This is a genomic window from Shewanella gelidii, assembly GCF_014647855.1.
GTDB lineage: Bacteria > Pseudomonadota > Gammaproteobacteria > Enterobacterales > Shewanellaceae > Shewanella > Shewanella gelidii.
The window spans coordinates 98,481-112,373 of record NZ_BMPZ01000003.1; the positions used below are offsets into that span (position 1 = coordinate 98,481).

Below are 13,893 nucleotides of genomic sequence, written 5' to 3' on the forward strand. Positions count from 1 at the left end.
ATTAAATCCGCTTAAGTCTTATTTAGTTTTCTATTTAGGTAATGAGGGTCGAATGAAAGTAGTATTAAATGCAGTCGTATTTACAGTTGTTGGTTTATCTCTTTTTGGTTGTACCGCGAAACAAACCGTGCCCGGAGCCGAAACAGTAGAGTTAGTGAATGAACGACCCGATCAGAGTCAATGTAAGTTCCTCGGTGAGGTTGTTGGCTCTCAAGGAAACTGGCTCACAGGTGACCTCACTTCAAATAAAGATCTTATAATTGGTGCCAGAAATGAGCTAAGAAATGAAGCATATAAGCTGGGGGGGAATCTAGTTTATATCCAAGACTTACAAAATACTAATGCGCATGGTTCTTTAGGAACGACAAATACTACCGGCGTCGGCAAAGCCTATAAATGTTCGTACTAGATACAAAACAGGTTTAATTCACTTGTTAACTTATGAACAGCCCTACATTGAAGCGCCAGTTACCTGCAAACAAAAAGCCGACTCATTTGAGTCGGCTTTTAACTTTTAAATTAAAAGGTTAACAGAGACCTTTTACATTTACTCTACGGGTGAAACGACAAACAAGAGATCATTTTGCGATACCTGCTGGCCGTTGCCATTGAGAATACGCTCTACACGATATTGCTTGTCTTCAGGGTATAGCTCTGCACCTTTACGATTGAAGCTAGCCAGTGAGATTTGACTAAACATCTTCATGGCTTCCGTTAACGCAAGTGTTTGATCCACTGAAACAATGTCACCTTCTTTCACGAAGTCTGCTTCACCCGGCGCGGGTGAGGTATAGAAGATTCCAGCACCTTGTGCCAGTACTTTCAGCTCATTACTTTCACCCACACGTAATGATGCCGTATCAACACTTGCTGTATCCGCCGCTTCTTCCATTTCTGCAATCAGCTCTGGGACATCAAGCTCTGCCATCAGGCGTGGTAAATAGTTGGTATCGTATACGCCTTCATTAAATGTGCTGTCTTTCAGGATACGTTTTAACAATGGAATGTTAGTCGCAATGCCCTTGATCACAATCGAATCGAGGTATTCGTATAGCTTATTGACAACATCTTCACGATCTTTACCCGTACAGATAATTTGTGCAATCAGGCTGTCGTAGTAAGGCGAGACTTCTTTGTCTTCTGCAACGATAGAGATAATTTCCATGTCATCTCGCTCAGGCATTACGCACTCGCGAATTTGACCCGGATTTGGCACTAACTGCAGCACACCGTCACTATCTAGCGCAGCCTTCTCGGCAGTAATACGAAGTTCAATTGCATATCCCTGCTCTTTTGGAGCAAGATCTTCAATTGAACGACCCGCAGCAATATCAAACTGAGCGCTGACAATATCAATGCCAGAAGTGGCTTCTGTCACTGGATGCTCAACCTGAAGACGCGTATTCATTTCCATGAAATACACTTCATTGGCATCGAGGTTGTAAATAAACTCGACAGTACCTGCACCCATATAGTCTGTTGCATCGCCCAGAGCTCGAGTATATTCCAACACCTGTTGCTTAAGGTTTTCTGGCAACATCGTTGAACCAGACTCTTCAATTACTTTCTGGTTATTACGCTGTACTGAACAGTCACGAAGGCCAAGTACTTTGGTATTTCCAAACTTATCTCTAAGGAGCTGAACTTCAATGTGACGTAAAGACGTCACATACTTCTCGAGATAAAGATCACCATTACCAAAGGCTGCTGCGGCTTCTGTTGCGGTTTTTTGGAATAAGCCAATCATGTCTTCAGAGCGTTCAACGACCTGAATACCTTTACCGCCACCACCTTGTACTGCTTTCAGCAATACCGGATAGCCAATTTCTCGTGCAACGTTAACGGCTTGCTCAGCATTGCTTAAAATACCGTGGCTTCCTGGAACAACCGGCACGTTTTGCGACTGTGAGGTTTTAATTGCGTTCGACTTGTTACCCATTGTCGTCATACTAAATACGCTCGGGCCAACAAAGTTCACACCATTATTGACACATAGTGCCGCAAACTGTGGACTTTCAGATAGGAACCCAATCCCAGGGTGAAGCGCATCGACCTGCTCATACTCGGCAACTTTAAGAACCGAATATGCGTTTAGATAACTCTCATCAGACGTGTTACCACCAATACAAACGAGCTTGTCATTCTCTTTTAGCATGTCTGCTGGAACAGCGTTCATGTCTGGATCAGAAGCCACAAGTACAACATTGATGTCATTATCATGTGCTTTGCGAATCAGTTTGACAGCCGTACAACCACGAGCATGAACCAGAACCTTATCGATAGGCTTCATCAGTTCGCGCGGATCGTTTTGTACGATGGTCTCATCTTCAACAATCATTTCAGGAACAAGCGTAGATACCGCTTTGGTGATCAAGTCGCCAATGTTTTCTGTTGCTCTTGGCATCAGCGGGTCAATACTGGTGAGACGGTCATCCAATGAATCGGTAAATGGGTTATGAACTAAGCCATTCATCGCACCCGGCACCTTCGATAAGTAGTTCGAAAGCGTCGAAGTAGTAGGCAAATAGCTTGGCACAACCATTTGTCCGGCAAACGGCATGTTCGTGCCCGACAGATAGTAAGTTTGCACCAGTGGATGTGTCACAAAGCTTGCTTGTGCACCACCGGTACAGTCACCGAATCCAAACATCATAATAGGCAATTCGTTGTCACGTACAAAACGCGTGATACGATCATTCACCACAGCCATCGAGAATAGCGCTGCAGCGCCTTCTTTCGTTTGCATCCCGCCAGAACTGATAAAACAGATCACCGGCAGCTTACGTTTGGCACATTCAATCAACAGGTCACTGAATTTCTCGGCACTTGCCATATCAAACGCACCCGCTTGGAATGCTGTATTAGACACAGCCACACCCACACGAATGTTTTGTCCATCACGCTCAAAATCAGCCAGACCTGTAATCAAACCACATGGACGAACGCCACGGTCTAATGCATCTTCAATAGACAGTCGGAAACCTGGGAAGTTGAGTAAGTTTGCAGACATTTTATCTGCGTTAATTTCATCGAAGTGAGTAAAGAACTTCTCAATGATATTTTCCCAAGTCATCTTGCCAGCGCGTTTTTCATCGCGTAGAACTTTTTGAATCAGAAGATCTTGGTAACCCATAGTGAGGCGGTTCCAGAAGTCTTTACGACGACCGATACGTACAGGGTTAATGGCGCCGGTATACTTATTTGTATCTTCTTCACTGTCGAAGAATTCAGGCAACAAACGCTCAAAGAAGTAAGTCAAGATCACAAACAGACTGTCATTTAACTGCGGGAAACCAACACTCTTCCATTGCTCTGTACGAGTTAGCAGTTCCGCACGGTTTGACTGATTCATGAAGTACTTCAGCCACTTGTAGAACTTGCTCTTATCATTGGCAGTATCTTGTGTCGACAATGCGCTATCAATCGACGTATGTAGAAGGTTATCTACAGAGTTACGAGACAGGCTTTTTGAGAGCATGGCTTCTTTGGAAATCGAAGCCAAGTCACCTACAACATGATCATAAAGAGAATCAAAGACTAAGATGTTGTGACAATGCCAAATGAAGTCTTCACGTAATTCGTCATGGACGATCACATCAAGCACACTCATTTTGTTCAGCTCAGGCCACTCAGTTTGAGTCACTTCAGGTGGAATGGTCTCAAGGTAGTGGATCAGGCCTTTGAAGTTATTCTTGGCGTTGCCTTTCCAGCGATGGTAAAGCGACCAACCAATGTTAAACATCAGCGCTTTACGTGCTTTTTTGTAATTCTCTTTTGGTTCACCCAAAATTAAACGCGTTAATACGTTACGCTCTGTAGAGACTTCTTCACGCTTGGCAATGAAGTTGCCCCACAGCTTGTTTAACTCTTCGTCGTAAACCAACTTATCAGGATTAGATAACCACGACTGGAACACTTTATCTTGCTCACGTTGAATACGCGCAAGCAAGTCACCTTCAGGCACGCTCACTTTTGATAAGCGACCGTACTCTCCTTCAGGTATAGAATGTATACGACTACGTAGAGTCAAATAACGTAGGTAACGGTATGCACTACCAAACAGGTTTAAGTGCATCGTTGGGTTTGCCGCAACCGCGAGTTCGGACTGGTCTTCAAGAGCCACTAAGTCTTTAGATGGTTCAAGAAAACGCGTTAGACTGCGATCATAATGCTCACGTAAGTCTTTAGAGTCGCGAACAAATTCTACTGCTGCTTTTTCTACAGCTTCGATACTGCTGATAATTGCGCGGCGTAAATTATGCTGACGCTCATCGGTGTCTGAAGGAGAAAAATCAACAATGCCGTCTATACATCCTGCGGTGTAAAGCTCTTCTGGAGAGACTCCGACTGATTTAGCACATTCCTGCCAAGAAAGGTTGTACTTACGTGCAATACTTTGCAAACCTTGCGGCTGAATCGTATTAAAAATGGCATCTCGAAGCGACAGCAAAATGTTTGCCGCAGCCAGTGGAATCGCACCACCGGAATAGCCTGCACCAATGACGATACCAACCGTAGGCACATCTACATTGGCACTTTCTGCAATGGCTTTTGAAATTGAGTGCGCTTGGTTTTGGCTGTTCGCCGCTTCACCTGCATCGGCACCGGGGGTGTCAATAAGGTAAATAATTGGCATGGCCAGTTCAGCAAAATGACGCACCGCATGACAACATGCAAGGTGGTGCTCAGGCATCCACGCACCATTACTCGTGGTACGTTCTTGGGCAACAAAACCAACACGGCGGGTGCGAGATCCGAAATTCAGTTCAATCTCAGCACTATAAAAAGGGCCATTATGGGTTTCTGTAATAAGCTTGCCTTTTAAGTCGGCAATCATACGTTTCGCGCCGGGGCGATTTTTGTCTTGAGTCGGTTGAATTACTTTCGTCACGTATCCATCGACATCTAACTGTGCAAGATCCTTCAGGTTAGCCTGAATCGTATCTTCGCCTAGCAATCCTTTAACTTCTTCCGACAAACTCTGTTTACTATGCTTTGGAAACAGAGAGAAGTCTTTTGCCAAATGTTCCGCTTCCAAAAAGAGCGGATCGGCAGTCTGAATTTGTGTCGTGTTTACGGGCTGATTAGTGCTGGTCATCAAAAAAGATCCTCTGCTTAGCCTCTTAAAATTTTTAACGGCTAAATATAACTTTGTTATGCCTGCAAATACCATTAAACTGCTGTAGACGCTTTGTTCCATTTTTGAGACAGTTGGTTTTTTATGGCAGATTTAAACGGGATGATGCTGTTCGCAGCAGTGGTTAGAGCAAATGGTTTTTCTCAAGCAGCACGGGAACTTGGGTTACCAAAATCAACCATTAGTCGTAAGGTTGCACAGCTCGAAGAGCAACTTGGCGTGAGACTTTTACAACGGGATACTCGCAACCTCAGCCTCACACAGGTCGGAGCACTTTTCTATCAACATTGCGACGTCATAGGTGACGAAATCGAAGCCGCCAAGGCAACAATTGAAAATACACATAACGATGTTAGTGGCTCATTACGGATTGCAATTCCGGTTTCTTTCAGTCAAGAACTCATCGCCAATATGTGTAGTGGCTTTATGCGCCTTTACCCAAATATCGAACTTGATGTTCAGTTCACCGATAATGACGTGGGACTGGTCGGAGAAGGCTATGACATCGCAATTAAATATGGACCACTGCAATCTTCCGATTTAGTTGCCCGGCTTTTGTTTGAGCGCCAACCAATTTTGGTCGCCAGCCCAGGCTACCTAAAATCCAACGGTACCCCGGCCACACCAAAAGAACTTTCAAACCACAAAGGCATTCTGTTAGGCACCTCCCGCTCATTGCCCATTTGGCCATTGGGTAAAGGGAGCCGTAAAACAATGGTCAGCTTCAAGCGTAAAGTCCGCGTTAATAGTGCCATTATGGTAAAACAACTTGCACTGGATGATTACGGCATTGCGATGCTATCGAATTCGGTCTGTAAAACGGAACTGGCAAACGGCAGCCTTGTGCCAATTTTGCAGGAGTGGCCCATAGAAGCATTTAAAGTCTATGGGGTATACTCAAGTCGACGACAATTAGCGACCAATATTAGTGTGTTTTTGGATTTCTTTAATAAGCGCTTTAATAGCCAAGAGTCGCTGCAATCTTTAATGGGGTAAGTGGGTTGATTATTAATCACTTTCCCTTCAAAGCTTTGCCATGTAATCTACAGGGTAAGCTATACTTTCTGAATGAATTTTGCGTGCTTGAAATCAAGCATTCGACCGACAAGAATTAAAGGAATAAGCCATGAAGAAGCCCAGTCTTGCGATACTCGTTTCCGCAGCAATTGCCGTTAGCGGTCTGAGCTCAGCGACGCAGGCAGTTGACCTCTCATTTAATGTTGAAGAAGCACGCATACTCAAAGCGCAGCAGACCATGCCCGAAGTCACCGCGCGTTATGCAGGCCTTGTCGATGGGTTAGCGAGCAAATATCAAAGCCATAACGATGAATTAAAAATCACGCAAATGGTTGCTAGCCAAGGAGTTCGCCTCTGGCAGCAAGCGGTACGCGATGTACAGTCAGGCAACAATGATGACCGCTCTTTGTATTGGAGCCGCCTCGCCATGCGGGCTTTGATTAAACAAAACCGCCCAGGATTCAACATCGTGCCTTGGCAAAAAGATATTTTAATCAAAGCGGTTGAGTCTGCATCTCGAGGGCTCAGTGATATCGCCTTCTCTGAGCAAGCACAAATTAAAATATTACTCACTGGATTTGACCCATTTTTCTTAGATAGAAATATTGAACAAAGTAACCCGTCAGGGTTAGTGGCTCTCGCGCTAGATGGTTATCGCTTTAAAGTGAATGGAAAGCGCGTTCAAGTGGAAACAGCCATGATTCCGGTTCGTTATTCTGACTTTGATAATGGCATCATCGAGTCTATGTTAACGCCTATTTACCGTGACAATAGCGTCGACATGATTGCAACAGTCAGCATGGGTCGCGATGCATTTGATCTTGAGCGTTTCCCTGGGCGCAACCGAAGCGCCAGCGCACCGGATAACCTTAATCACTATACCGGTGCCAGCATGACACTCCCCAAGGCTCCTGGATTCAATGGCACAACACTCAAAGGGCCGGAATTTGTTGAATTTTCTTTACCTGTCGCAGCAATGCAAGCGGTTAAAGGTGAGTGGGCTGTCAATGATAACCGAACTATCACAACGTTAAGTCGCGGTGAATTTGACGCCTCCAGCTTAGGTGAACTCGACAGTGCTATTTCAGTACAAGGCTCTGGGGGCGGGTATTTATCGAATGAGATTTCATATCGTAGCGTGTTACTTCAGCAGCAATTCAATAGTCGGATACCAGTAGGCCATATCCATACTCCTCGCGTAAAAGGATTTGACCCAGAAGTTGAAGCGAAAATCGTAGATCAGGTCAAAGCCATGTTAATGGCTGCGGCTCAAACACTCTAAATTTAAAGGGCTTAATTCAATGTTTGATTTAAGCCCATCTTTTATTTTAGGCCCATACAAGTTGCACCACCTTTAGCTGCAATCCGGTTAAACAATTCAGTTATCTACCGTAATCACCTTGATATTGACCCAATGACTTCTGAACAAGAACAACTTAAAGTACGCCAACAGGTCGACATCTGCTATCAACAAGTGGAAGCCGTATTGAAACAGGCTTTTTCACGGCCAAGGGTCAGTTTTTCACTGCGCGGTAAAGCCGCCGGCACCGCGAATCTAGCGACCAACCAATTGCGCTTTAATCCAATCTTATTACACGAAAACCTCAATGCATTTTTAACAGAGGTGGTGCCCCATGAAATCTGTCATTTAGTTGCGCACCAACAATTTGGCCGAGTACGCCCTCACGGAAAAGAATGGCAAGCATTGATGATCAATATTTTTGCTCTACGCCCGACGGCAACACATCAGTTTAATACGCAATCGGTGACAGGAAAACAATTTGACTATCAATGCGGATGTGGCCTTGTAAAACTATCCATTCGTCGCCATAACAAGGTGATGCGCGGTGAGACACAATATCGTTGCCGCCGCTGCCAGCAAACATTGCGGCGATTCGCTTAAAGAGCTTGTATATTGAGCCCGCAATATTTTTTGTAGGGCGACCCACGAACAACAAAGCGCAGAGTAGCTCTTCTCTGTTTTGTTCAATAAGCCCATAATGTAGTTTTTCGGTAGGTAATAAAGCCCTTATGAGAGTGCCAAGAGTTTTCCAGGATGCGCCCATTCACGTTGGAAGTGATTTCCAACTCGATGATGAAGGAGCTGGCCATATTGGTCGTGTGCTGCGCATGGGCGCTGGCGAACAAATCAGTTTGTTCAATAATGATGGCTACGATTACCTATGCGAAATCAGCCACGCGAACAAAAAGAATGTCACCGTTAAAGTACTTTCAAATATTGAAAACTCGTGTGAGTCCCCGCTGAACATTCATTTAGGCCAAGTCATTTCGCGCGGTGATAGAATGGACTTTACCATTCAAAAGTCGGTTGAACTCGGCGTGAATACAATTACGCCACTATTTTCTGAGCGTTGCGGTGTTAAGCTCACAGGAGAACGACTGGCTAAAAAGATTCAACAATGGCAAAAAATCGCCATTAGTGCTTGTGAACAATCGGGTCGAAGCATTGTCCCGCAAATTCGTCCAGCCATGTCAGTCCAAGACTGGTGCGCAGAAACAACAACAGCCCTTAAGCTCAACTTACACCCAAGAGCCCAATTTGGCATCAATGGATTAAATATAGAAACGACAAGAATTCGGTTATTAATTGGACCTGAGGGCGGTTTGTCTGAGCAGGAAATAAAAATGACAGAAACCCTGTCTTTTACGGAGATCCAGCTAGGACCTCGTGTTCTCAGAACAGAAACTGCGGCACTCACCACGCTCAGTGCCTTACAAATGAAATTTGGCGATTTAGGCTAATGAGCAACTGGTTTTTCGGGCTCTTTATCAAAGCGAGCTACGCGCAACCGACTTAAACATTAGCAATTTAAAAATACAGACGGGACGACTATGCCCCGATTTTCTATCGAATAATATCGATACAAAAGGATAACCCATGATCAAACTCGGCATCGTGATGGACCCCATCAGCGACATCAATATCAAAAAAGACTCTAGCTTCGCTATGTTGATGGCAGCACAAGCTCGTGGTTACGAGCTGTATTATATGGAAATGCAAGACCTCGCTATGGTGAATGGTCAAGCAATGGGTAAAATGCGCAAACTTCGTGTGCAGCAAGATCCAGAAAACTGGTATCAGCTAGAAGATGCGATTGACACGCCTCTGGCGGAACTCAACGTCATTTTGATGCGTAAAGACCCTCCTTTTGATACTGAGTTTATCTACGCAACTTACATGTTAGAGCGGGCGGAAGAACAAGGTGTTTTGATCGTTAACAAACCTCAAAGCCTAAGAGATGCTAACGAAAAGCTATTTACAGCATGGTTCTCTGAGTTCACCCCAGAAACTCTCGTGACCCGTGATGAACATCGGATCCGCGAATTCCACCAGCGTAAAGGCGATGTCATTCTGAAACCGCTTGATGGCATGGGTGGCAGCTCTATTTTTAGGGTGAAGGCCAATGACCCTAATTTAGGGGTCATCATTGAAACGCTCACCAATCACGGTCAACAATACACCATGGCACAAGCCTTCATTCCAGACATTACCGCTGGAGACAAACGGATCCTTGTGATTGACGGTGAGCCCGTGCCCTACTCGCTAGCCCGTATTCCGCAAAAAGGAGAAACACGGGGCAACCTTGCTGCAGGTGGACGAGGCGTTGCTCAACCACTTTCAGAGAGTGACTGGCATATTGCGCGCACCATAGGTCCGACATTGAAAAAACGAGGTCTAATTTTTGTGGGCCTAGATGTGATTGGGGACAAGCTCACCGAAATCAATGTCACCAGCCCAACCTGTATTCGAGAAATCCAAGCAGCATTTGATGTTGATATTACAGGCATGCTCATGGATGCTATTGAAGCACGTTTACAAACACAATAACGAAAAAGGATATTTTCATGGGTCAAGTTTCAACACCAATCATTGCTTTGATTACTGCATGTTTCACGGTCATATCTTTTGGTTTACAAGCGAGTACGCTTGCACAAGTTGAAACCCCAACACCTAAAAATATCATCATAATGATTGGCGATGGGATGGGCCCAGCTTATACCAGCGCCTATCGTTACTACAAAGATAACCCGTCAACAAATGAAGTTGAAGAAACGGTTTTTGATCGGCTGCTCGTAGGCACCTCAAGCACTTATCCGGCAAAAGAAAGTGGCTATATTACTGACTCTGCAGCTGCGGCGACAGCTTTAGCTACGGGAGAGAAATCCTACAATGGTGCGATCTCCGTCAACGCACAACACCAACCGCTAACAACATTGTTTGAATTGGCATACAAGCAAGGTAAAAAGACAGGCATAGCAGTAACATCTCAAGTTAACCACGCAACACCAGCGGCTTTTATAAGTCATAACGAGAGCCGCCGAAATTACGAGCAGATAGCCAAAAGCTATCTAAAAAGCAATACCGACGTCATCCTCGGGGGTGGCCAGCGTTATTTCCCTAAATCCCTACTGCAACAATTTCAATCTCAGGGATACCAAACGCTGACAAATATTGAGCAGCTCTCCTCCTCTTCTAGTAAGAAAGTGCTGGGACTATTTGCAGACGTACAGCTTCCGTGGGCGATCGATGACAAACAAGCCCAATATTTAACGCAAATGACCCAACATGCGCTCAAAACCCTAGAGCAGTCGCCACGAGGGTTTGTTCTTTTAGTCGAAGGTAGCCTTATTGACTGGGCAGGTCATGACAATGATATCGCAACCGCTATGCATGAACTTGATGAGTTTGCGTCCGCGATTGAAGTCGCTGAACAATATGTAAGACAAAATCCGCAAACGCTATTGCTCGTCACAGCAGACCACAGTACGGGCGGTATGACGGTCGCGGCAAATGGAGAATACCAATGGCGCCCCGAGATACTCAAATCAATTGCAGCCACGCCCCAAGCTATAGCTACACAGGCTGCTTCTGAAGCAAACTGGTTAACCTCAGTGCAGTCACAGCTTGGTATTCAGCTGACAGAACAAGAGTTAGCAACGCTGAAGGTCGCTTACCCCCATGGCGAAAAGGCAATACATAAAGTATTGAAAAAACTTATCGATGTTCGCTCAAATACTGGCTGGACTGGTAATGGGCACACAGGTATTGATGTGCAAGTGTTTGCTAAAGGTGCAGGTTCAGAGTTATTCCACGGCTTTCAAGACAATACAGAGATTGCACAAAAGCTGTTTCGCCTGATTCAGCAACAAAACTAACGTTCACTTTCAATCGGTTTTGTTATTGGTCAGTCATTGATGATTCGTGGGTTGCTTATGACCCCAGCTTGCGAATAAATGGGCTGACATTATCGACCCGTGGCCAAATGTTATCTTGACCTATTCCCTCAAGTAACTGGAATACTTTTTCTTGATTTAGCGGCTTAGAATAGTAATAGCCCTGTGCAAGCTCACAACCTGCTTTGGCTAGGAATTGACTCTGCTGCAATGTTTCCACACCTTCAGCGACAACGGTTCTGCCAAGGTTATGGGCTAGGTCAATGACGGTAGTGACGATATGAGTATCAACGCCACCCTCCAGAACACCAGATGTAAAGCAACGATCGACTTTAAGCACATCAAACGCAAGTTGTTTCAGGTAATTCAGAGAAGAATAACCCGTACCAAAATCATCAATCGCAATCCGAACCCCGAGCTCTTTCAGTTGCTTCATCACCATCATGGCACGCTCAACCTGCTCCATCACACTCTCTTCGGTAACTTCCAATAACAAACACTCCGGCGAAACATCATAGCGGAGCAACAAACCTTCTATAAATTGTTTCAAGCCAGGAGCAAGGTAGTGTTTGGCTGACAAATTCACGGCAACGTATATATCTTGATACCCCTGCTCGGATAGTTTCTTAAGTAAAATCACACTTTGCTCAAGAACATAGTTGCCTACGGCAATAATGGCATCACTTTGCTCTATGTCAGGAATAAAGTCGCCCGGCATAATCAACCCACGTTCAGGGTGGAACCAGCGCACTAACGCTTCAAAACCTTTGAGCTCACCGTGGGGTAATGCCACGATGGGCTGTAAAAATAGAGCCAATTGATGATCGCTAATCGCAGTACCAATGTCTTGTTCAATCATGAGGCGATTATTGGCTTGCAACATCATATCTTCGGTGAAGACGCGATAGTTGCTACGCCCACCATCTTTGGCTTGGTACATGGCTAATTCAGATTGCTTGATTAATTCTTCTGCTGGAATATTGGGCGATGTACAAAATACGACGCCAATACTGGTTGTCACAATCAGCTTGTTGCGACCCAAGACCACTGGTTGCTGTAAAGAAGCGAAGATCTTATGAATCACCTTGCTGACATCTTGGCTCGACTTCATGCCTCGTAACAACACAATAAATTCATCACCACCGAGGCGAAAAACAGTGTCCATCGCTCGGACACTGGTATTCAGGCGGGTAGAGACCACCTTTAATAGCTCATCACCTTCAGAATGCCCAAGCGTATCGTTAATTCGCTTAAACTCATCTAAATCTAAAAACAAAATAGCGATTTGGTTATGCACTCGTCCCACACAGGCTACCGCTTTATTCAGCTCATGAACCAGCATCGCTTTATTGGGTAACCCCGTCAGAGTATCCAACATCGCAAGCCGTTCCAGCTCTTTGGTATAGCTATCGACTTCCCCTTCAAGGGTTTCCAGTCGATCCGCGAGTTTATGAGTCGCAAAACTAACTAAATCGACTTCATCAATTGAATGTTGTTTTTGCATCGGTAGGGTTTGACGAAGCAGATCAAACTTATGCTCAGCAAGGAGAGGAAGAACTTTTGCAAGCTGTACCAAACGGGAAATCGGTGACCACAACATAATCGTCACTAACGAACCGGCCAGCAGAAGTGAAAACAATAAAGAACCCAACATATTTTGCTGAAACTGATAAAGCAAAGCATGCCAGCTATCCATATTAGACATCACTAACAGTGCGGGTGACGGTTCGACATGTTGAAAGGGAAACACCCAAAGCGCCCAAGTTTCATCGGCAATCTTATAAATACCATCCCCATGGTTGAGCGTTTGCCACGACCAAGATTTTGATGCCGAATCCAGTATTGCAATACTATTATGGCGATTGCTGAGACTATAAAGCTTGCGCGACCAAAACTGCACCGCGTTATCTAGGGGCGCTTGATTAGATGCTAACTCAGGCCCCAATACCGCCAGTTCAAATTCTTCGTTAATTCGAAACCGAGCCAAGATTTCGGTTAGATCCGTTTCAACAAATAGAAGATGCATTTGTCCTTGTAACAAGGTCGGTACCACGACTTTTAGACTGCAACTTGCATCGCAATCAAACCGATATTGCGGCTCGTAAACAACACCGATTTTATCTAACCATTGATGATCACTAACCTCTAAAGGTAATCCGGCATGTGCGAGTAAACGACCACTTGATTCAACTAGGCTGACCGTTCTCATGTCCCAATAGAGCTGAATATCAGACCATTGCTGTTTCAACAGCCGCTGGTAATCTTCAACACCCACATCAATTTCATCAGCCTGAGCCATTAATGCCAGTTGCTGACTCGTGGCTGCAACTTGGTCAACCACCAAACGAATCGAAGAGTTAAGGTTTTGCGCCAAGCGCTCTTGCTGGCCATCTAACAGGTAATTTTGTTGATGAATGAGTTGGCTGTATGCAAAAGCTCCCAAGAACAAGGCAACAAAAGTCAGAATCCCCAAGACACCGGCTAATAACTTAAACCTGAGGCTAATGAAAATTGAGTTGAACTTGGTGCTAACCATATTGTCT

General features: G+C 45.0%; 9 protein-coding genes. 7 read left to right on the top strand and 2 right to left on the bottom strand.

All coding sequences use genetic code 11. The annotated features are described in order from the left end of the window. Positions 1–52 precede the first annotated feature (52 nt). Positions 53–409 (top strand): DUF4156 domain-containing protein, encoded by a 357-nt coding sequence (locus IEY18_RS07410; protein WP_188919381.1) that lies wholly within the window; start codon positions 53–55, stop codon positions 407–409. A 138-nt stretch (positions 410–547) separates the two neighbouring features. On the opposite strand, the gene IEY18_RS07415 is transcribed toward IEY18_RS07410, so the two are convergent. After that, positions 548–5,098: an ATP-binding protein gene (locus IEY18_RS07415; protein ID WP_188919383.1), complete on the bottom strand. Its 4,551-nt coding sequence runs from the start codon at positions 5,096–5,098 to the stop codon at positions 548–550. A gap of 123 nt (positions 5,099–5,221) precedes the next feature. On the opposite strand from IEY18_RS07415, the gene IEY18_RS07420 reads away from it, so the two are divergent. The 6 genes from IEY18_RS07420 to IEY18_RS07445 all read left to right on the top strand — a co-directional run bounded on the left by IEY18_RS07420 (position 5,222) and on the right by IEY18_RS07445 (position 11,332). Continuing rightward, entirely contained in the window at positions 5,222–6,133 is a 912-nt protein-coding gene (locus IEY18_RS07420) for a LysR family transcriptional regulator (protein WP_188919385.1), read from the top strand. A 130-nt stretch (positions 6,134–6,263) separates the two neighbouring features. Then, the gene (locus IEY18_RS07425) at positions 6,264–7,436 is read left to right on the top strand and encodes a PA0049 C-terminal domain-containing protein (RefSeq protein WP_188919387.1); all 1,173 of its coding nucleotides are present in this window, start codon (positions 6,264–6,266) and stop codon (positions 7,434–7,436) included. Between the two features lie 132 nt (positions 7,437–7,568). Beyond that, positions 7,569–8,057 carry a SprT family zinc-dependent metalloprotease gene (locus IEY18_RS07430; protein WP_188919389.1) on the top strand — a complete coding sequence of 163 codons (489 nt, stop codon included), beginning with the start codon at positions 7,569–7,571 and terminating at the stop codon, positions 8,055–8,057. Between the two features lie 128 nt (positions 8,058–8,185). After that, positions 8,186–8,917, top strand: coding sequence for a 16S rRNA (uracil(1498)-N(3))-methyltransferase (gene rsmE / locus IEY18_RS07435; RefSeq protein WP_188919391.1), 732 nt, complete (start codon positions 8,186–8,188; stop codon positions 8,915–8,917). A gap of 136 nt (positions 8,918–9,053) precedes the next feature. Further along, positions 9,054–10,004, top strand: a complete 951-nt coding sequence (gene gshB, locus IEY18_RS07440) for a glutathione synthase (RefSeq protein WP_188919393.1) — start codon at positions 9,054–9,056, stop codon at positions 10,002–10,004. 17 nt (positions 10,005–10,021) lie between these two features. Further along, positions 10,022–11,332: an alkaline phosphatase gene (locus tag IEY18_RS07445; protein ID WP_188919395.1), complete on the top strand. Its 1,311-nt coding sequence runs from the start codon at positions 10,022–10,024 to the stop codon at positions 11,330–11,332. 55 nt (positions 11,333–11,387) lie between these two features. Here IEY18_RS07445 and IEY18_RS07450 read toward each other — a convergent pair whose 3' ends face one another. Then, positions 11,388–13,886 carry a putative bifunctional diguanylate cyclase/phosphodiesterase gene (locus IEY18_RS07450; protein WP_188919397.1) on the bottom strand — a complete coding sequence of 833 codons (2,499 nt, stop codon included), beginning with the start codon at positions 13,884–13,886 and terminating at the stop codon, positions 11,388–11,390. Between the last annotated feature and the right edge of the window lie 7 nt (positions 13,887–13,893).

What these genes read in the sequence shown, in the direction of transcription:
- rsmE (WP_188919391.1), top strand. Translation starts at nt 8,186, where the DNA reads ATGAGAGTGCCAAGAGTTTTCCAGGATGCGCCCATTCACGTTGGAAGT.
- IEY18_RS07425 (WP_188919387.1), top strand. Translation starts at nt 6,264, where the DNA reads ATGAAGAAGCCCAGTCTTGCGATACTCGTTTCCGCAGCAATTGCCGTT.
- IEY18_RS07420 (WP_188919385.1), top strand. Translation starts at nt 5,222, where the DNA reads ATGGCAGATTTAAACGGGATGATGCTGTTCGCAGCAGTGGTTAGAGCA.
- IEY18_RS07415 (WP_188919383.1), bottom strand. Translation starts at nt 5,098, where the DNA reads ATGACCAGCACTAATCAGCCCGTAAACACGACACAAATTCAGACTGCC.
- IEY18_RS07410 (WP_188919381.1), top strand. Translation starts at nt 53, where the DNA reads ATGAAAGTAGTATTAAATGCAGTCGTATTTACAGTTGTTGGTTTATCT.
- IEY18_RS07450 (WP_188919397.1), bottom strand. Translation starts at nt 13,886, where the DNA reads ATGGTTAGCACCAAGTTCAACTCAATTTTCATTAGCCTCAGGTTTAAG.
- IEY18_RS07445 (WP_188919395.1), top strand. Translation starts at nt 10,022, where the DNA reads ATGGGTCAAGTTTCAACACCAATCATTGCTTTGATTACTGCATGTTTC.
- gshB (WP_188919393.1), top strand. Translation starts at nt 9,054, where the DNA reads ATGATCAAACTCGGCATCGTGATGGACCCCATCAGCGACATCAATATC.
- IEY18_RS07430 (WP_188919389.1), top strand. Translation starts at nt 7,569, where the DNA reads ATGACTTCTGAACAAGAACAACTTAAAGTACGCCAACAGGTCGACATC.